At 38.4% G+C, this 19,043-nt stretch carries 17 protein-coding genes; 12 read left to right on the top strand and 5 right to left on the bottom strand.

Translation table 11 applies throughout. From position 1 onward, the window contains the following. The first annotated feature begins 189 nt into the window (after nucleotides 1–189). The 3 genes from HDC90_RS15305 to HDC90_RS15295 all read left to right on the top strand — a co-directional run bounded on the left by HDC90_RS15305 (nucleotide 190) and on the right by HDC90_RS15295 (nucleotide 4,156). Nucleotides 190–1,209 carry an asparaginase gene (locus HDC90_RS15305; RefSeq protein ID WP_184467837.1) on the top strand — a complete coding sequence of 340 codons (1,020 nt, stop codon included), beginning with the start codon at nucleotides 190–192 and terminating at the stop codon, nucleotides 1,207–1,209. A 483-nt stretch (nucleotides 1,210–1,692) separates the two neighbouring features. Next, the gene (locus HDC90_RS15300) at nucleotides 1,693–3,105 is read left to right on the top strand and encodes a rhodanese-like domain-containing protein (protein WP_184467836.1); all 1,413 of its coding nucleotides are present in this window, start codon (nucleotides 1,693–1,695) and stop codon (nucleotides 3,103–3,105) included. An 85-nt stretch (nucleotides 3,106–3,190) separates the two neighbouring features. After that, entirely contained in the window at nucleotides 3,191–4,156 is a 966-nt protein-coding gene (locus HDC90_RS15295) for a YpdA family putative bacillithiol disulfide reductase (protein ID WP_184467835.1), read from the top strand. A gap of 197 nt (nucleotides 4,157–4,353) precedes the next feature. On the opposite strand, the gene HDC90_RS15290 is transcribed toward HDC90_RS15295, so the two are convergent. Continuing rightward, complete coding sequence (locus tag HDC90_RS15290) at nucleotides 4,354–5,346, bottom strand: carboxylesterase (protein ID WP_184467833.1); 993 nt, start codon at nucleotides 5,344–5,346, stop codon at nucleotides 4,354–4,356. 287 nt (nucleotides 5,347–5,633) lie between these two features. Here HDC90_RS15290 and HDC90_RS15285 point away from each other — a divergent pair, with 287 nt between their 5' ends. From HDC90_RS15285 to HDC90_RS15270, 4 genes are all read left to right on the top strand, one after another. Continuing rightward, on the top strand, nucleotides 5,634–6,605 hold the full coding sequence (locus HDC90_RS15285; RefSeq protein ID WP_184467831.1) for a polyprenyl synthetase family protein: 972 nt from the start codon (nucleotides 5,634–5,636) through the stop codon (nucleotides 6,603–6,605). Continuing rightward, on the top strand, nucleotides 6,605–7,660 hold the full coding sequence (locus HDC90_RS15280) for a TerC family protein (protein ID WP_184467829.1): 1,056 nt from the start codon (nucleotides 6,605–6,607) through the stop codon (nucleotides 7,658–7,660). The genes HDC90_RS15285 and HDC90_RS15280 overlap by 1 nt, the downstream gene beginning before the upstream one ends. 184 nt (nucleotides 7,661–7,844) lie before the next feature. After that, nucleotides 7,845–8,480: a LysE family translocator gene (locus tag HDC90_RS15275; protein ID WP_184467827.1), complete on the top strand. Its 636-nt coding sequence runs from the start codon at nucleotides 7,845–7,847 to the stop codon at nucleotides 8,478–8,480. 59 nt (nucleotides 8,481–8,539) lie between these two features. Next, nucleotides 8,540–9,988, top strand: coding sequence for a M28 family peptidase (locus HDC90_RS15270; protein WP_184467825.1), 1,449 nt, complete (start codon nucleotides 8,540–8,542; stop codon nucleotides 9,986–9,988). Between the two features lie 89 nt (nucleotides 9,989–10,077). Here the strand turns inward: HDC90_RS15270 and HDC90_RS15265 are convergent, their stop codons facing one another. After that, complete coding sequence (locus HDC90_RS15265; protein WP_184467823.1) at nucleotides 10,078–10,506, bottom strand: CBS domain-containing protein; 429 nt, start codon at nucleotides 10,504–10,506, stop codon at nucleotides 10,078–10,080. Nucleotides 10,507–10,865: 359 nt separating this feature from the next. Here HDC90_RS15265 and ahcY point away from each other — a divergent pair, with 359 nt between their 5' ends. Together ahcY and HDC90_RS15255 are read left to right on the top strand one after the other, a co-directional pair. Beyond that, the gene (gene ahcY, locus HDC90_RS15260; RefSeq protein WP_184467820.1) at nucleotides 10,866–12,182 is read left to right on the top strand and encodes an adenosylhomocysteinase; all 1,317 of its coding nucleotides are present in this window, start codon (nucleotides 10,866–10,868) and stop codon (nucleotides 12,180–12,182) included. A gap of 286 nt (nucleotides 12,183–12,468) precedes the next feature. Next, on the top strand, nucleotides 12,469–12,810 hold the full coding sequence (locus HDC90_RS15255) for a DUF6370 family protein (protein WP_184467818.1): 342 nt from the start codon (nucleotides 12,469–12,471) through the stop codon (nucleotides 12,808–12,810). Between the two features lie 123 nt (nucleotides 12,811–12,933). Here the strand turns inward: HDC90_RS15255 and HDC90_RS15250 are convergent, their stop codons facing one another. The 3 genes from HDC90_RS15250 to HDC90_RS15240 form a co-directional block, all read right to left on the bottom strand. After that, a complete protein-coding gene (locus HDC90_RS15250) occupies nucleotides 12,934–13,914 on the bottom strand; it encodes a polysaccharide deacetylase (protein WP_184467816.1) in 981 nt (326 codons plus the stop codon). 291 nt (nucleotides 13,915–14,205) lie between these two features. Beyond that, nucleotides 14,206–14,586 (bottom strand): GtrA family protein, encoded by a 381-nt coding sequence (locus HDC90_RS15245; RefSeq protein ID WP_184467814.1) that lies wholly within the window; start codon nucleotides 14,584–14,586, stop codon nucleotides 14,206–14,208. A 4-nt stretch (nucleotides 14,587–14,590) separates the two neighbouring features. Further along, nucleotides 14,591–16,228: a glycosyltransferase family 39 protein gene (locus tag HDC90_RS15240; protein ID WP_184467812.1), complete on the bottom strand. Its 1,638-nt coding sequence runs from the start codon at nucleotides 16,226–16,228 to the stop codon at nucleotides 14,591–14,593. A gap of 83 nt (nucleotides 16,229–16,311) precedes the next feature. Here HDC90_RS15240 and HDC90_RS15235 point away from each other — a divergent pair, with 83 nt between their 5' ends. From HDC90_RS15235 to HDC90_RS15225, 3 genes are all read left to right on the top strand, one after another. Next, nucleotides 16,312–17,028: a pyridoxine 5'-phosphate synthase gene (locus HDC90_RS15235; protein ID WP_184467810.1), complete on the top strand. Its 717-nt coding sequence runs from the start codon at nucleotides 16,312–16,314 to the stop codon at nucleotides 17,026–17,028. Between the two features lie 42 nt (nucleotides 17,029–17,070). Further along, nucleotides 17,071–17,961, top strand: coding sequence for a DMT family transporter (locus HDC90_RS15230; RefSeq protein WP_184467808.1), 891 nt, complete (start codon nucleotides 17,071–17,073; stop codon nucleotides 17,959–17,961). Nucleotides 17,962–18,142: 181 nt separating this feature from the next. Continuing rightward, on the top strand, nucleotides 18,143–18,706 hold the full coding sequence (locus HDC90_RS15225) for a hypothetical protein (RefSeq protein ID WP_184467806.1): 564 nt from the start codon (nucleotides 18,143–18,145) through the stop codon (nucleotides 18,704–18,706). Nucleotides 18,707–19,043 lie beyond the last annotated feature (337 nt).

The following is a 19,043-nucleotide window of genomic DNA, read 5'->3' as shown; positions in this document are numbered from 1 at the left end:
TTAAGTCTCTGAAACAAGTTGGAGATGATGACGGAATTGAATTTCTTGTATTGTAATATATTGGCTTAAAATTTATTATATTGGCAATATATTAACGTTTTTTGGCTTTTTTGTTGGTAATTTAAAAATTCAGACTGATCATTTGTAATTTTTTAGTTTCTTTGCGGTGAGCAACCTTCAACCAACCAAATGACCAAAATACTTATAATTTATACCGGTGGTACCATCGGAATGATTAACGATCCTACAAATGGAATGTTAATTCCATTTAATTTCGAGCAGATAAAAGAAAACGTTCCAGAATTAAGCCGTTTAGATTACGATTTAGATGTGCATTCCTTCAATCCTGTATTGGATTCATCAAACATGGATCCTGAAATATGGAAAACATTAGCCGAACTTGTTTATCATAAATATGATCAGTACGATGGTTTTGTGATCCTTCACGGATCTGATACTATGGCGTTTACCGCATCAGCATTGAGCTTTATGCTCGAAAATCTGGCTAAACCTGTTGTTTTAACTGGTTCGCAACTTCCGATTGGCGAAATCAGAACTGATGCCAAAGAGAATCTGATTACCGCTTTAGAGATTGCAGCGACCAAAGAAGACGGTAAAGCACTTTTTCCTGAGGTTTGCATTTATTTTGATGCACAATTATTCAGGGGTAACCGATCTATAAAATACAATAGTGAAAAGTTTGAGGCTTTCCGCTCGCCAAATTATCCAATACTTGCCGAAGCGGGCGTTCACCTTCAGTTTTACAGAAATTATATTCTTAAAACACCAAAAGGAGAATTGAAATTGCATACCAATTTTAATTCGAACATCGGTGTGCTGAAATTATATCCTGGTATAACGTCACAGGCCGTTCAGGCAATAACAGATTCAAAAGTAGATGCCATTATTCTAGAAACTTTTGGCTCTGGCAATACCACAACGGCACAATGGTTTCTAGATAGTTTGCGTCAGGCTATTTTGAATGGAAAAATTATTATCGATATTTCTCAATGTAAAAAAGGTTCAGTTCAGCTTGGCCGTTACGAAACGAGCAGAGAATTACTGAAAATGGGCGTATTAAGCGGTTACGATTTAACTTTCGAAGCCACTGTAACCAAACTGATGTTTGTAATGGGCTTGGGTTTATCCGTAGAAGAAAGCCGTAAACTGATGGAAGAATCGTTAAGAGGTGAGCTGACTAAAGATTAGTGTTGGTCGGGATTTGTAATCCCGTCTACAGAACTAAAGATTTGTAATCTTTAAGGCCAACAAGGTCGAGATTGCAGATCTCGACCAACGAATTTCAAAAACCTGCTAACTTTGTTTAAAACGGTGGGTTTTTGCGTTAGGGATTGTAAGGGTTCAGTGCCGATTTTTCATCGGTACCGGAGCGAAGCGCAGCCCTGAAAAGCCCGACCCTTGCGTAGCTTGGGTAACGCCCAAATCAGTTTGCGGCTAGCAATTTACAGTTTTCAGTTAAGGATTTTCTTAGACCTTATGTTTTGCAAACCTATGAGCGCTGAATCCCAATAAGTAAAACTTCTGCAATTATGACTAACATCATTTCGGTTATAATTATTTAGCCCTATTTTTGCTGTAATAGACTCGTCATGCTGAACTTGTTTCAGTATCTTTCTGGTAAGAACTGATCTCAATAATAAAATCGGGACAAGGTGACGTTGCGAAGAAGACATGAAAATAGAACAAATATATACAGGTTGCCTGGCAGAAGCCGCTTATTACATCGAAAGTAACGGTGAAGCTGCAATTATTGATCCTTTGAGAGAAGTTGCCACGTATTTAAAGAAAGCGGAAAAAACTGGCGCTACCATTAAATATATTTTTGAAACACATTTTCATGCCGATTTTGTTTCCGGGCATGTAGATCTGGCAGAGAAATCTGGTGCCGAAATTATTTACGGCCCAACTGCTAAAACCGAATTTAAATCGCACATTGCTAAAGATGGCGAACAGTTTAAAATCGGAAACGTAACGATTACCGCCTTGCATACACCGGGGCATACTTTAGAATCGACAACTTACCTACTAAGCGATGAAAATGGAAAAGATTATTGCATTTTTAGTGGCGATACCTTATTTATTGGTGATGTTGGTCGACCTGATTTAGCGCAGAAAGGTCATTTAACAATGGAAGATTTAGCCGGAATGCTTTACGATTCGTTAAATGAAAAAATAAAACCCTTAGCTGATGATGTAATCGTTTACCCGGCGCATGGGGCAGGTTCTGCCTGTGGTAAAAGTATGAGTAAAGAAACTTTCGACACTTTAGGACATCAGAAGGAGGTTAATTACGCTTTAAAAGCCGAAACAAAAGAACAGTTTATTGCCGAGGTAACAGATGGTATTTTGCCACCGCCACAATATTTTGCAAAAAATGCGGCCATTAATAAAGGTGGTGTAGAAAGTATTGATGAGGTTTACGAGAAAGGTTTAAATGCCTTAACACCGCAGCAATTTGAAGCTACTGCAAACCAAACAGGGGCTATTATGCTCGACACGCGCGATCCGCAGGTTTTTGCCAAAGGTTTTATTCCAAATTCAATAAATATTGGCCTTAACGGCCAGTTTGCACCTTGGGTTGGTGCTTTGATTACCGATTTACAGCAACCAATTTTACTCATTACTGATAAAGGTAAGGAAGAGGAAACCATTACCCGCTTAACCCGTGTAGGATATGATAGTACTATTGGTTATTTAGACGGTGGTTTCGAAAGATGGACAGATGCTGGCAAAGAAATCGATACCATTGAATCAATCTCTGCAGAAGCATTTGAACAAGCTAGCCTTACCGGAGAAATTACAGCACTTGATGTGCGTAAACCAGGTGAATACGAAGCAGAACACCTAGAGTTTACGCTGAGCCGTCCGTTAGATTTTATTAACGACTGGACCGGTGAGATCAATCCAAAAGCTACTTATTACATTCACTGTGCAGGTGGTTACCGCTCGATGATAGCCACCTCTATTTTAAAATCGCGTGGAGTAGAAAATGTAATTGATGTTGCGGGCGGTTACGGTGCAATTAAAAATACTGGTTTAAAAAGAACCGATTTCGCCTGCCCAAGTAAAGCAATGAAGGTATAATAAAAGCACCCGTCACATTGAGCTTGTCGAAATGCAATCAAGGTTCTTCGACAGGTTCAGAATGACAACCTAAGATATAACTAGTTTGGCAAATCAAAATCATTACGACATATTAATTATAGGTGCTGGCCCGATAGGGATGGCTTGTGCAATAGAGGCAAAAAAAGCGAACTTAAGCTATGTAATTGTAGAAAAAGGTGCATTGGTGAACAGTTTGTTCAATTATCCTGTATTTATGACCTTCTTTTCTACTTCTCAAAAGTTAGAAATTGGAGGGGTACCTTTTGTAACCATTAATCCGAAGCCTAACAGAAATGAAGCCGTTGAATACTATCGCCGAGTAGCCGAAAAATTCGATTTAAACATCCATCTTTTTGAAAGGGTACAGCAGGTAATTAAAAACGATAGCAATATTTTCGAAATCAATACTTCTAAAACCAACTATACCGCTAACAATGTAATTGTAGCCACTGGCTTTTATGATGTGCCTTTAGTGATGAACGTTCCAGGAGAGGATTTGCCAAAAGTAACACATTATTATAAAGACCCACATTTATATGCCTTTCAGGATGTAGTAGTTGTTGGTGCCAATAACTCGGGGGTTGATGCTGCCTTAGAAACCTACCGCAAGGGTGCGAATGTAACCATGGTAGTACGCAGTAACGATCTCGGTCCACATGTTAAATATTGGGTGCGCCCAGATATTCAGAATAGGATTAAAGAAGGTGAAGTTAAAGCACTTTTCAATTCAGAACTGGTTGAAATAAGGGAAGGCGAAGTAGATATTAAAACGCCAGAAGGAATAAAAACCATTCCAAATGATTTTGTAATTGCCATGACTGGCTATCAGCCAGATTTTTCGATGTTAAGAAAATTCGGTATTGACCTGCCCGAAAGCCTTTGCCCTGCCTACAACGAAGAAACCATGGAAACCAACGTAAAAGGATTGTATTTGGCTGGCGTGGTTTGTGGTGGATTGGATACGCACAAACTTTTTATCGAAAACTCAAGGGTGCACGCTGAAATGATTGTGAAGAATATTCTGAGTTAAATTTCTTCCGAAGTTTAGCCAGGGGATTAGCGATGGAAAAACTTGTAAGTCTATAAGACGGCGTTCGATTAACATATATTGGTGTTGATTTTTAGCCTTATTGCCTAACACAATGTCATGCTGAACTTGTTTCAGCATCTTTCCTAAAATAGACCCTGAAATAAATTCAGGGTGACGATCCCACTGATATGACTAGATCAGTGAGCGGGTACCTTCAAAGTACTTCCCACAAAGCTTTCAATCGCCTTTTCCACACCCGGCAAATCTTTCGAGGTAATATACGATCCCATTACATGGTTCCCGGCATTGGGGATAGCTACTTTTCTTTTTAAATTACTCGGTGTACCCAGTTCATCAAACATTTTCAGCATGGCGTCTACCCGAACAACGGGATCCTGTTCGAGTTCATTTTTGTAATAGTAAAGCATTAAAACTGGTTGCTTTACTTTTTGGAAAGTTTTTTTCACCATACTGCTCTCAATAAATTCTTCTAGTTCTACTAACGATTCGAGGCGGTAATTGGTGTACCAGTATTTCTTGTATTCGTCGGTGCGGTCGTCTACTTTACGTTCATCGCCACCCACAACTTTTCTGGCAATCTGTAAGCCCCATGGATTATTCAAAAGCCAGGCATTTTTATCATTAATAGCCACATTGGGCGACAATAAAATTAAACTGTTGATTTCAGGATAGGTGGCCGCTAACTTTAACGCGACAGTTCCACCAGTAGAAGTGCCTACTAAAATTACTTTTTTGCCCAGTTTTTTACCGATGGCATAGGCCTGTTTACTGGTTTCCCAAAGGCGGTCGGCAGTAAAATATTGCATGGGCGCAAGTGTATCTATACCATGGTCGGCTAAGCGTGCCAGATATAAATTGGCATTTAATTTTTTGGCTAAATTTAAATATACCGGGTTGCCTTCAGTTTTTGATGCTGAAAAGCCATGTAAATACACAATGGCATACTCGGTTTGCTGATGAAGGGTATCGGCCCAGATGATTTCTGCTTCGTTGCCTGGTTTTATCTTATGCATCGATTCGATACTGGCAACATAACGGTCTAAATCTTCCAGATCTGGAACCTGTATAAGTTCTTCATTGTAAATCGGCTTTTTGGGTTTTGGCCCCAATAAGTAACCTGCAACAATTAATGCCGAAAGGCCGATAAGTACTTTGTAGCGTTTTTTCATGCCATTAAATATTGGTTTAAATGTAAAATTTGAATTTAAATAAAGCTAATTTTTAGATGAATTAATTATCGCTTCGAGGAGACTTTACCTGCACTACCCCATAATATTGAACCTGATAGCGCCAAATAGCCTACAGGCCGAAGCATGAGGGCGAGGCCTATGGGCAAAAGCAGGAGTAAAGATGTTAAGGATTGCTGTTATCGCTTTTCAAATCCTTAATAATACGAATACACATTATCTTTTTATGGGAAATTAGCTTAAGTTTGCAATCAAAATTTTTCGACTTAATGCCGGGAATCGAACAGATAAAAACACCTATAGCTGCTGATATTAAAGCGTTTGAAAAAACCTTTAAAGAATCGATGCATAGCGACGCACCGTTGCTGGATAGGATTACCCATTATATTGTAAAGCAAAAAGGTAAACAAATGCGGCCTATGTTCGTATTTTTTGCAGCTAAACTGTGCGGTGGAATTACAGAATCAACCCACCGTGGGGCTGCCTTGGTTGAGCTTTTACATACCGCTACTTTGGTGCATGATGATGTGGTAGATAATGCATACGAACGCCGCGGCTTTTTTTCTATCAATGCTTTATGGAAAAATAAAATTGCCGTTTTGGTTGGCGATTACCTACTGGCCAAGGGATTACTACTTTCAGTAAACAATAACGAGCACCGTTTGTTACAGATTGTATCAGAAGCGGTGAAGCAAATGAGCGAGGGTGAGTTGTTGCAGGTAGAAAAGGTAAGGAGGATGGATATTTCGGAAGACTTATATTTTGATGTGATTCGTCAGAAAACCGCTTCTTTAATTGCGTCTTGTTGTGCTGCGGGTGCTGCTTCGGCGGGTGCTGATGATGCAACGATAGAAAAAATGCGCTTATTTGGCGAAAAAGTTGGGATTGCCTTTCAGATTAAAGATGACACCTTCGATTTTGGAACCGATGATGTTGGCAAACCTTTGGGGATTGATATTAAGGAAAAGAAAGTAACCTTGCCTTTAATTTATGCCCTAAATAAAGCGGATAAAACAGAACGTAAAAAAATGATTAACCTGGTGAAAAACCATCAGGATGATCCCGTTAAAATACAACAGATTATTGATTTCGTAAATGCCCACCAAGGTGTGTATTATGCCAATGAGAAAATGTTGGAGTACCAGCATTCAGCATTTGATATTCTGCACAGTTTTGAGGCAGGCGAAGCACGCACTGGTTTAGAACAACTTGTACTGTATACCACTGAACGTAAAAAATAATGGGTAACGAATTACTTTTTAGCTTAGGTTTTCTTCTTTTTATTGTGTTGATTCTTGCTTTGGATCTTGGTCTTTTTAGCAGGAAAGAACATGTGATAAGCTTAAAACAGGCTGGAGTAATGAGTTTAATTATGGTGGCTTTGGCAATCGGCTTTTACTTTATCCTGTTAACAGAGGGGCACCAACTACATGGAATAAAGGATTTTGCACACCTGCAACAAATTGTAATACAGCACCAGCACCATATTAAATTAATTCCTAATGATTTTGAAGGCAGTTTAGCGGTTTATAAACAAAACCTTGGCCTCGAATTTTTAACTGGTTATGTTATTGAATATGCGCTTTCGGTAGATAATATCTTTGTGATTGTGCTCGTTTTTTCTGCCTTTGCCGTTGAAGAAAAATATTACCACCGCGTATTATTCTGGGGCATTTTGGGTGCCATTATCATGCGTTTTATCTTCATCTTTGTTGGTGCAGCACTAATTGCAAAATTTGCCTGGATACTCTATTTGTTTGGCGCTTTCCTTGTTTTTACGGGCATAAAAATGTTTTTCAGTAAAGATGAAGATGATAAGATTGATCCGGAAAATCACCCTGTGGTAAAATGGGCCTCGAAAATATTTTCTATCCACCCCAAATATGAGGGCAAAAAATTCTTTGTAAAAATTAACCATAAAACACTGGTTACGCCATTATTTTTGGTGCTGCTAATTGTTGAATTTACCGATCTATTATTCGCGGTAGATTCTATACCAGCTATTTTTGCAGTAACCAAAGATCCTTACATTGTATTCTTTTCTAATATTTTTGCCATCATGGGCTTGCGCTCCATGTTCTTTTTATTGGTTAACATTATTCATAAATTCCATTATCTAAAAACAGGTTTAGCATTTTTATTGGCTTTTATCGGTATAAAAATGTTAGGGCATACCTATCTGGAAAAATGGGGTTTCACCACGGAACATTCGCTTATTGTAATTTTAAGTATTTTGGTAATCAGCATTGTAGCCTCGCTGGTTTTTCCAAAGAAAACAGTGCATGCACAACCTTAGGATTACCATTTGAAATGTTTGCCACTAAAATTATTCTAAAAAACCTAAGCTGCATGTCAAGCTGAGGCAAGAGGCATAAATTTCATTTTTTGGCTTTGCATTTTATCTAACTAATTTATTCCTTTGCTACACTAGTTATTTGCAACACCAAAATGCTGGCCCTACATAGCTAACTTTATACATTATGATACCTTTCAGTAATTTACTTATTTTTTCTTTGGCGGCATTGGTTTTGGTTGTGAGCCCTGGTCCAAACATGTTATACCTCATTTCCAGGTCTATAATCCAAGGTAAACAGGCTGGGCTAATTTCCTTGGCTGGTGTGCTCTGTGGTTTCCTTTTCCACATTGTGATGGTATCTTTTGGTTTAACAGCAGTGCTTTTTGCAGTGCCTTATGCTTATGATACTTTGAAGGTTTTTGGTGTATTATACCTGTTATATTTGGCCTACCAAGCGGTAAAACCAAACAGTAAAAGTATTTTTGAAAGTCCACAAAATTTGCCGCACGATAAACCGTCTAAGCTATTCAGTATTGGTTTTTTAACCAATGTACTAAACCCCAAAGTGGCAGTGTTCTATCTGTCGTTTTTTCCTCAATTTATAAAATCTGAATATGGTTCTGTTATGACCCAAAGTTTGCAGCTCGGTATTACTCAGGTTTTAGTGAGCTTTACAGTTAACTTAATCATTGTTCTTTCTGCTTCAAAAGTAGCGGTGTTTTTTGCCAAAAGTCCAAAATGGGTTAAAGTTCAGAAATGGTTTATGGCAAGTGTGTTAATGGGGCTGGCTTTTAAAATGGCATTTACAAAAGCAAAATAAACGTTACAGCTGGCAATCTCTACCGAAAATTTGTATTTTCAGCAGATAAACTAAACTTAATGAAATACCTTTTCTCTACCGCGCTTATTTGTACCACTTTGCTTGCTAATGCACAAGATAAATTCGGCGATGTTTTTGCTAAAATTAATGCTGATGTACAACAAAACTCCAAAGCTTATCAAACCCTTAAATATGAAACCGAAACCATCGGTCACCGTTTAACAGGCTCTGCAAATGGAGCAAAGGCTGAGCAATATGCTTTTGATTTATTAAAATCTTATGGCTGCGAGGTGAAATTTCAACCTTTCGAAGTAGAAAGTTGGGCCAGAAAAACCATCAGTGTAGAAATTGGTAATGATAAAAACAGCCTGACCAAAATGAAAGCTGTTACGCTGGCACATTCGCCAGTGAGTGCGGATGTTACCGGAGATATTGTTGATGCGGGTAATGGGCTTGAGGTAGATTATCAGGCCAGCCCCGAAAAGTTTAAAGGTAAAATTGCCCTGATTTATTTAGGGGTATTACCAGGTTCTCCTGCAGGAACAAAATCATTGCACCGCTCAGAAAAGACCGCCATAGCCACAAAATATGGTGCCATTGGTGTAATTATCATTAATACGGTAAAAGATGGTGTGCTTTTAACTGGAACCGCTTCGGTAACAGGCAAGTTGATCTCTATTCCTGCTATTTGCATTGGCTTGGAGGATGGAATGGCTTTAAGAGAGAAAATTAAGTCGCAGCCGCAGATTGCCCACATCGCTATGACTAATTTCTCGGGTTTGATCAAAGCTAGAAACGTAGTGGCTACTTTTAAAGGAACTGAATTGCCCAAAGATAAAATTGTAGTTGGTGGACATTTGGATAGCTGGGATTTGGCAACCGGTGCCATCGATAATGGTATCGGCTCTTTCGCCATTATGGATATGGCACGGACTTTTAAAAAGCTGAATCTAAAAACTAAACGTACTGTAGAATTTGTGCTTTTTATGGGTGAAGAACAAGGTTTATTAGGCTCTAAAGCTTATATCAATCAGGCTAAAAAGGACAAAACCTTAAACCAGGTAAAGTTTATGTTGAATTACGACATGACCAACGACCCGAAAGGTTTTTCTACTTCAAGAACAGAAATGAAAGATTTGTTTACGGCCTGGGGAGCCGATATCGTAAAAATAGATACTGGTTTCAAAAACCTGTTTAATGCCGGTGCAGGGTTGCATAGCGATCATCAGCCGTTTATGCTGGAAGGTATTCCCACTGGCGGTGGTTTTGGTGGTAAACTGCCAAACAATTCTGGCCCATTTTATCACTCAGATGGCGATAGCTTTAAACTGGTTGACGAGCAGGAACTTAAAAATACAGTACGTTACAGCGCCATGTTAACTTATGCCTTAGCCAATACACCGAAAATTCCCGTTGGTGTTCAGGGCGAAGAAGAGTTAAGGGCTTTCTTGGAATCTCAAAACTTAAAGGAGCCTTTGAGTATTGCTGGTGAGTGGAGGTGGAAGTAATGATTTCTCGACTTCACTGCGCTCCGCTCGAATGACGGAACTCAGTTTATTTGCAGAATGATCCGATCAAATGTATGGTATAATTAGCACTACCCACTAATATAGCTTTCCAATTGTGAAATGGTCTGTTTCTGGTCTGCGATGATAAACTTCACCACATCGCCGATCGAAACCATTCCTTTTACCTCATCGTTTTCTACAATTGGTAAATGGCGGATGTGTTTATCGGTCATCAGCTCCATGCAATAATCGATACTGTCGCTTAAAGTAATGGTGATCGGGCTGGCCGTCATGGCTTCTTTAATTAAGGTGTCTTTTGATGATTTGCCCTGAAGGATGATTTTTCTGGCATAATCGCGTTCCGTAAAAATGCCATGTAGCCGGTCGTTCTCCATGACCAATACTGCGCTGATGTTCTTTTCTGTCATTACTTTTAAAGCATCTAAAACAGAAATATTTTCTGATACCGAGATAATCCGTACCTGTTTGGTATCTAACAAGTGTTTTACGCTTTTCATAAAACTTAATTTGGTTATAACAATTTAAGAAATAATTAGCTGTAAATCAAAGTTTTGTTTTAGGTTGATCTCAGCTTTACAAACGCAGCACAGTTTTATGTGATCTAAACCTTATGGGAACGGCAGCCTCCGATTCTTCATTGGAGTTATAATGTATGACAGGGCTGAACCCGACCTAAGAACTGCAGGATTTGCTTTTCAAATGAATTATTATCTTTTTAAAGCACGGTTTTGCTTAATAATGAGATTCTTATTATAAACTTAGAGATTTTACAATCCTCCAACCCGCTTACCCTTTAATTATTTGGGTTTGACAAAGCTATGCCGTAACTTTGCATTTCATTTTAAAACAAATAATTATGTCATCAGTAGAGACTTCTTATATCCCTTACAAAGTTAAGGATATTTCACTGGCAGAATGGGGCCGTAAAGAAATCGAATTAGCCGAAGCAGAAATGCCAGGTTTAATGAGTTTACGCAAAGAATTCGGTCCAACACAACCGTTAAAAGGTGCGCGTATTGCAGGCTGTCTGCACATGACCATCCAAACGGCTGTATTAATTGAAACATTAGTGGCCCTTGGTGCAGAAGTTACCTGGTCATCTTGCAATATTTTCTCTACACAAGATCATGCTGCTGCTGCAATCGCTGCTGCGGGTATTCAGGTTTATGCTTGGAAAGGCTTAAATGAAGAAGAATTCGATTGGTGTATAGAACAAACTTTACACTTCGGTCCGGAGCAACAACCATTAAACATGATTTTGGATGATGGTGGCGATTTAACCAATATGGTTTTCGATAAATATCCTGAGCTAATTGCAGGCATTAAAGGTTTATCAGAAGAAACTACAACTGGCGTTCACCGTTTGTACGAAAGAATGAAAAACGGAACCTTGCACTTACCTGCAATCAACGTAAACGATTCTGTTACAAAATCTAAATTCGATAATAAATACGGTTGCCGCGAATCATTGGTTGATGCAATCCGTCGTGCTACCGATGTAATGATGGCTGGTAAAGTGGCTGTTGTTTGTGGTTATGGTGATGTGGGTAAAGGTTCTGCAGAATCTTTAAGCTCACAAGGTGTACGCGTTATTGTTACCGAAATTGATCCGATCTGTGCTTTACAGGCTGCAATGGAAGGTTACGAAGTTAAAAAACTGGCTAATGCCATTAAAGAAGCAGATATCGTAGTAACTACTACCGGTAACTGTGATATTGTTCGCGAACAACACTTCAGAGCATTAAAAGATAAAGCGATTGTTTGTAACATCGGTCACTTCGATAACGAAATCGATATGGCTTGGCTAAACGGTGCTTATGGCGATACTAAAGTTGAAATTAAACCTCAGGTTGATAAATATACCATCGATGGTAAAGATGTAATTATCTTAGCCGAAGGTCGTTTGGTTAACTTAGGTTGCGCAACTGGTCACCCAAGTTTTGTAATGAGTAATTCATTCACCAACCAAACTTTAGCTCAATTAGAGCTTTGGACCAACACTGGCGCTTACGAAAACAAGGTATATACTTTGCCTAAACATTTAGATGAAAAAGTTGCCCGTTTACACTTAGAAAAAATCGGTGTAGAGTTAGATGTTTTGGATCAACACCAGGCTGATTATATTGGCGTACCGGTAGAAGGTCCTTTCAAAGCAGATACATACAGGTACTAATTCAGTTTACAGTTTTTAATTAGCAGTTAATTAAATACCATAATATCGAAGGGATGTGCAGATTTGCATATCCCTTTTTTTTCCACTCCCCGACGGGTGCCTGTAAGGCGGGGCGTTTCCAGTTGTTTTTTTGAAAACGGACGTTCATTGCTCTTCGGAGGCTTCAGCCCTGCTGTACACTTTATCCCGATGGAAGAATCGGGATGTTCGTTCCCATCAGGTTTATTTTACAAAGAATTGTAGTCCTTTTGTTTTTGAAAACTTACATTTGAAAAAAGAAGGTATAATGAAAAAGTTAATATTTGCTTTAATTCTTGGCGTATTTGCAGTTTCTGCGAATGCTCAAACCACACCTAAAAAAGCTGAAACAGCAAAAGTAATTACCAAACAAACGGTAGATATTGCCTGTGGCGAATGCCAGTTTAAAATGAAAGGTAAAGATTGCGAATTAGCTGTGAAAATAGATGGTAAATCTTATTTTGTGGATGGAAAAGGTATTGACGATTTTGGCGATGCCCATGGCGAGCATGGTTTTTGTAATGCCGTAAGTAAAGCAGAAGTTACCGGCGAGATTGTAAATAACCGCTTTAAAGCAAAAGAAATAAAGTTATTGCCGGTTAAGAAGTAGTTTTACCGCAAAGAACACAAAGCTTTTCGCAAAGAGGCGCTAAACTGGATCATCGAAAACTATTTGACCGGGCTTTGTGTGCTCCGCGCCTTCACTCTGCGTCCTTTGCGGTTAAAAAGCAGGTTATTCAAATTCCTTTTCCAAACCCTCTCTTAAATCGAAAAGCAACCACTGTTTGTTCTTTACATCCGCCTGTTTAGTTTTTAATAACCGGATGAAATCTTTTACACCAACTTCTTCATTTCCGTTACCGTGGATAAGTACAATGCTTCCTGCATTAGGCTGTTGTCCTTTGGCTAACCAGGCGTCGCTTCCAATCGGAATTAATCCGTAGGCTTCAATTTTTTCAACAATGGTCTTATCAGATACCAAGCCCGGGAAACGGAAAAATACCGATGGCGTTAATCCATTTTTGAGCATTAGTTTTTCGTTTTCCAATACCTCTACGTCTAAATTGGTGCCCGGTGCGAGTAAAAAATTCTCTGCCAGTGGCAGCTTATTTACCTCATGGTTGTAGGTATGGTTTACCCAGGTAATGTTCAGTTCTTTTTTCTCCGTTAGGCTTTTCAGCCAGTTCAGGTCATCCTGATGTTTAAGCATCCATTTGCCCGAAACGGAAACTGCTAATGGCGCAGGCTGTTCTATCTTTTTAAATTCATCGAAAACAGACTGAAAAATAATCCTGTCCAAAGCCTTGTGCGATGGACAAAGATCGATCGTTAAAGTAATTCCTTTTTCATTCGGGATGGCGTGGTCGATCCCTGCATTTTGAAGCTGCAGATCTTTAGCGGCTGCGGCTTCTAGGGATTTAATATATGCTGTATTTTTAAAAATGGCTAATACGTTGGAATACTGAAGGCTGCTTGTGGTATAACCAGCTGCTAAATCAACTTTAGTATCTAAGGTTTCGGGATTAACCAGTAATAAATATTTTTGATTATTTGCAAAGAAACTTCTCAATGCAATCAGCTTCTCGTTAGCACCTGTTGCCAGGGCAAAACTTACCTTATACCGTTTAAGGTTATCAAAATTCTGAGCAGAAACTTGAGTGCTGAACAAGCAAATGGAGAAAAAAAAGAGCAACAGATGTTTAGATAACTTCATATTTCCTTATTTAAAATCTTTCTAATTTAAGCCAAATCCATTATCTTTACAAACATCGCCATGAACAAAGAAAAAGTAAAATTATGGTTTAAGCGGGTGGGGCTAGTTGGGTTTTTATTCTTCCTGATTAAAGGATTAATATGGCTTGTGGTGTTCTATTTTATTGGCAAAAACGTTACTTAAATAGTTCATCGTTCAGTGGTCATTAGCTCATTAGTCCGCGCAAATTGCATAAAAATTTTGAACCGACCGTCATCCTGAACTTGTTTCAGGATCCATTTCGAAAGTATTTTACCTAAATGTAAACAACATATTCGCCAAAAAATTCCATACAAATACAATTACAATTGCAAAAAACTTCGCCACGTAAAAGTTTGTTCCGTTTTTCCGCTGATGAAAAAGATAAATAATAAAGGTATTTAACCCTAAACCGATTAAACTCACCACTAAAAATTTGCTGAATTCAGTTCCCCAATGGCTATTGGTGCTCTGAAATGTCCATACCCGGTTAATGAGGTAATTATTGGTTACGGCCAAAGTAAAACCGATGGCATTAGAAATATATTTGTTTATCCTGATTTTCTCTTTGCATAGCCAAGTGGCACCGAAATCAATCGCCATGCCGAGGAAACCTGTCAATCCAAATTTTAAGATGCGGAAAAATAAATCCATCAAGTTAAAGTATTTTTATTAGAAAGAAATGTTCTAGTACTTCTTCTCTTGTGTTTGAATTTAAGAATTTTGGCGTCAATTTAGTCGTATGGAAATATCTAAAATCCTGTAATATTTTTGCGGCATACTTAAATCTTACATTGTCTATGTCTCTTTTGTCAACAAATAGAATTAATCCTTTTGGATTAACTTTCTCCAGTTCTTCATAACTCCAGAAATATTTAGGCTCGCCTTCGGCGTAAAAATCAAAGGAGTATGCGTCGCTGTAAATAAGTACCATGGGTTTTGTACCTGGATAATTTTCTTTCAGCCATAAACCTGCTTGCATACCGGCTTCGTATTTTAAAAGTGTGGGATAAAAGAAAGATGAAAGAAATATCATTAAACCTACCGAAGTTAATAAGGTGCGGCCAATTAGTGTTTCCGTTTTTAATCCTTTGAAAATTAAAAAAGAAACTGCCAATAAAATGACCAAAATTGCAACTGCGATGTAATTATTGGTAAACCCGAAAAAGACAGCAACGGCAGATAACATCAAAACGATTAAAACTGCCAGTGCATTTTGAATGATGAAAAATACCTTTAAAATTTTGCCTTCCAACTTCTGTACATATAGGGCCGTAATAATTGCAAATTGTGGGAGAATGATTAAAATATAATGTGGCAACTGAAATTTAGACAATGAAAACAACAGGAAAGTAATTGCCGCACTGGTCCAGATGATAATGCTTTGAGCAGGTAAACCGGCTCTGTTTTTCTTTTTAAAAAGATTAACTGCTGCTGTATAAAAAAGTATCGACCAGGGTAAAAATGCCCAAAGCGTGGTATGCAGGAAGAATGAAATATCGCCTTTGCCTTTTATCGGTCCACTGTTAAAAAAGCGACCGAATTGGCTATCCCAGAAGAAGAATTTTAAGCCAGAAATGCCAGTTTTTCCAAATACCACTTTCTCGGGATGTAAATCAAACTGAACATATAGAGCATATAGTTCTGGAATAATAAAAATGAAAATCAGCACAATGGCCAGCCACCATTTCGGTTTCAATAACTGTTTAAACTGACTGGTTAATAACCAATAGATAATGAAACCTCCAAAAACAGGAATCAATACAAATATGCCTTTAATCATAATGGCACAGGCGGCGAAAAAGGAACCTGCAACAATATGCCAGAAAGAACCTTGGTGTGCTTTATAATAATGATAAATGGCTGCCAAGGTAAAAGTGGTAATGTAAACCTCGGCACGTACATCAAAAGTGGAAATAAGGATATGCAGCGAACTTAAAAAAATCAATACGCTGATTAACCCAGTTTTTTCGCTATAAATATCCTTTGCCAGTTTATAAAGGTAACCTGCACCCAATAATCCGAACAGAAAAGACGGAAGTTTATAGGCAAAAGCATTAATCCCGAAAACTTTAAATGAGGCAGCAGCCAGCCAAAAAGTTAAATGTGGTTTATCCAGCCAATCTGCACCACGAACATAAATATTGATCCAATCATTTCGCAACACCATATTTTTGGCTATGGATGCATAAAGTGCTGAATCGGGTTCCATCACCCCACCAAAAAGAGCCAATATACTCACCAAAGCAATCAGGACGATTAAAATTCTATATAGGGAGGTATCTTTTAAGTTCATTTACAGGAAGCAAATATGAGCAAAAAAAAGTCAAATTTTTTTAAGGTTTAAGATTAACAGGGGCAAAGCATTATCTTTGTCGCATGACAAAGTTATCGGTTAATATCAATAAAATTGCTACACTCCGCAACAGTCGCGGGGGTAATAATCCTGATCTGGTTAAGGTTGCATTAGATTGCGAGCGTTTCGGCGCACAGGGAATTACCGTGCATCCACGCCCTGATGAACGCCATATCCGCTATCAGGATGTGTACGATTTAAAGGCTGTTATTGCGACAGAATTTAATATTGAAGGAAATTGTAGGGAAGATAAATTTGTTGATCTGGTATTGGCCAATAAACCTGCGCAGGTTACTTTGGTGCCTGATGCCGAAGGTCAGATTACTTCAAACCACGGCTGGGATACCATCAAACATCAAGATTACCTGAAAGAAATGGTTGCTGTTTTTCAAAAGGAAGACATCCGTGTTTCTATTTTTGTTGATCCTGTGGTAGAAATGGTAGAAGGTGCTGTCGAAACCGGAACAGACCGGATTGAACTATATACCGAAGCATATGCCCATAATTATTTTGCCGACCGCGAAAAGGCGGTAGTGAGTTATATTGCTGCTGCACACCATGCCAATAAAGTGGGTTTGGGTATTAATGCGGGGCACGATTTGGATTTACACAACTTACATTATTTTGCGCAGAGCATCCCAGGTTTATTGGAAGTTTCAATTGGTCATGCTTTAATCAGTGATGCTCTTTATTTAGGTTTGGAAACCACCATTCAGAAATATTTACAACAACTGGCTTAGAAAGCTAATTGTACTTGATTCTCTATACTTGATACGTTATAAATGTTAAAAGGAATTCTCCTTGTTTTTTTGGGCGCCTGTAGTTTCGGTATCCTTTCTACGTTTGTTAAACTGGCTTATCACGAAGGTTATACCTTAGGCGATGTTACTGGTACTCAAGCTTTTTTCGGCGCCGTAATTTTATGGATATTATTTTTCCTTCAAAGCAGAACCGCCAGTTATAAAGCTAAAGCTGTGCCTGCCATAACACCCTGGTGGAAAATGATAATTGCTGGTACCTGTACAGGATTGGTGAGTATTTTCTATTACCAGTGCGTAAAGTTGGTGCCTAATTCGGTTGCCATTATTTTATTGATGCAGTTTATCTGGATGAGTATTTTAATGGAGTACCTCATCTTTAAAAAGAAACCGACAGGCTTACAGCTTTTGGCTATTTTATTGGTTTTAGGCGGAACGGTTTTAGCCAGCGGAATGGCAGAAACCAGTATCGAAAGTATGGATCTTAAAGGGATAGGTTTCGGTTTGCTGGCTGCACTTTGTTACGCCGGCTTTCTATTATTGAGCGGTAGGATCGGAAATGAATATGTTCCGTTAAAGAAAAGTGCCCTGATGATTAGCGGTGCCTGTATATTGATCTTCATTGTTTTCCCACCAGTATTTTTGTTTAATGGTGCATTGGGTGGAAGTTTATTGAAATGGGGATTGATTATCTCGGTTTTTGGTACGGTTATTCCACCATTATTTTATGCTGAAGGCGTGCCAAGGATAGGAACAGCCATTAGTTCTATTTTAAGTGCTGCAGAATTACCTGTTGCCGTAATGATGGCTGGATTTGTACTGCAGGAGCAGGTATCGTTTTTAAGGTGGGTGGGTGTTGTGGTGATTTTATCGGCAATGGTTTTGCCTAATCTGAAGTATTTAAAGCGAGATTAATCTAGTTTTTACCGCAAAGCACACAGAGAGAAGGTACAGAGGGCTCAAAGCTGGGCTATTATTTTTAACAATTAAGGATATAGGGGGCAAGAGGATCTCTGTGAAAACTTAGTGCACTCTGTGGTTTATATTGGTTGTATATCAAAAAATTAAATATCTTTAAAAGCATAAACATATACGCATGAAAAAATTGACTATTTATATTTTATCTTTTATCATCGTTGGATTAACCGCCTGTAAAACCAAAACCACTATTAATCAGGATGAGGCTGGAGCAGTAATTACTGATTATTTGAAAGCTAATCCTGAATATAAAACTACACGTTTCAACTTTGGAGAAATAAAGTTTAACAGTACCAACGATATGTTTGAGCTTGGTAAATATAAAACTTTAGCAAGCAAAGGCTTGGTGACATTAGATTTGAAAGCGGCTAAAAAGAAATTCCTTTCAAAAGATAGCAGTTTCGTTTACCAAATTACCTTAACCGACAAAGCGAGTCCGCTGGTTTTAAAACAAGATCGCGATAAAGCAACAGTAAAAGTGGTAGAATATGTTCTAGCCGATGAAAAACCTGTAGATTTTTCTCAGGTAAATTCGAGTACGGCAAAAGTTACCGTATCACTTAAAATGAATACCACCGATTTTGAACCCTTCGATAAGGATGCCAATAAAAACAGCAACTTCATTACCAAAACCTATAAGTTAAAGCTGAGTAAAGACGAGGGTTGGAAAGTGCAGAAGTAAGGGGAAGGTTAAGCTGAAAGGCCAAAGGTTTAAGCTAAAAGCCTGAATTTAAAAATAGATGATTCTAATGCATTCTGCAGCCTAGGTTTATTGCAGTTCCTTTTGTTTATAAAACCGACAGCAGCGAAAATCCTTTTTGGTCGCAGCAGCCCTGAATGTACTGTCATGCTGAGGTACAAAGCATCTGCAGCCGATGAAACAGATGCTTCGTGCATCAGCATACAATAATCACAAAAAGATTGAAGCGGATGGCGGGAACAAATTTAAATTTCAGTACAGGCATTGCTTTCCAAATAATCAAAATTTTACTTGAAATTGAACAAACGTTTGTCCTGGT

Origin of the sequence: Pedobacter sp. AK013, from assembly GCF_014205835.1 — a bacterium.
Lineage (GTDB): Bacteria > Bacteroidota > Bacteroidia > Sphingobacteriales > Sphingobacteriaceae > Pedobacter.
This window is presented reverse-complemented; position numbering and strand designations above follow the sequence as displayed.

Coding starts and splice junctions, on each gene's coding strand:
- HDC90_RS15305 (WP_184467837.1), top strand. CDS start 190: ATGACCAAAATACTTATAATTTATACCGGTGGTACCATCGGAATGATT.
- HDC90_RS15300 (WP_184467836.1), top strand. CDS start 1,693: ATGAAAATAGAACAAATATATACAGGTTGCCTGGCAGAAGCCGCTTAT.
- HDC90_RS15290 (WP_184467833.1), bottom strand. CDS start 5,346: ATGAAAAAACGCTACAAAGTACTTATCGGCCTTTCGGCATTAATTGTT.
- HDC90_RS15285 (WP_184467831.1), top strand. CDS start 5,634: ATGCCGGGAATCGAACAGATAAAAACACCTATAGCTGCTGATATTAAA.
- HDC90_RS15280 (WP_184467829.1), top strand. CDS start 6,605: ATGGGTAACGAATTACTTTTTAGCTTAGGTTTTCTTCTTTTTATTGTG.
- HDC90_RS15275 (WP_184467827.1), top strand. CDS start 7,845: ATGATACCTTTCAGTAATTTACTTATTTTTTCTTTGGCGGCATTGGTT.
- HDC90_RS15270 (WP_184467825.1), top strand. CDS start 8,540: ATGAAATACCTTTTCTCTACCGCGCTTATTTGTACCACTTTGCTTGCT.
- HDC90_RS15265 (WP_184467823.1), bottom strand. CDS start 10,506: ATGAAAAGCGTAAAACACTTGTTAGATACCAAACAGGTACGGATTATC.
- ahcY (WP_184467820.1), top strand. CDS start 10,866: ATGTCATCAGTAGAGACTTCTTATATCCCTTACAAAGTTAAGGATATT.
- HDC90_RS15255 (WP_184467818.1), top strand. CDS start 12,469: ATGAAAAAGTTAATATTTGCTTTAATTCTTGGCGTATTTGCAGTTTCT.
- HDC90_RS15250 (WP_184467816.1), bottom strand. CDS start 13,914: ATGAAGTTATCTAAACATCTGTTGCTCTTTTTTTTCTCCATTTGCTTG.
- HDC90_RS15245 (WP_184467814.1), bottom strand. CDS start 14,586: ATGGATTTATTTTTCCGCATCTTAAAATTTGGATTGACAGGTTTCCTC.
- HDC90_RS15240 (WP_184467812.1), bottom strand. CDS start 16,228: ATGAACTTAAAAGATACCTCCCTATATAGAATTTTAATCGTCCTGATT.
- HDC90_RS15235 (WP_184467810.1), top strand. CDS start 16,312: ATGACAAAGTTATCGGTTAATATCAATAAAATTGCTACACTCCGCAAC.
- HDC90_RS15230 (WP_184467808.1), top strand. CDS start 17,071: ATGTTAAAAGGAATTCTCCTTGTTTTTTTGGGCGCCTGTAGTTTCGGT.
- HDC90_RS15225 (WP_184467806.1), top strand. CDS start 18,143: ATGAAAAAATTGACTATTTATATTTTATCTTTTATCATCGTTGGATTA.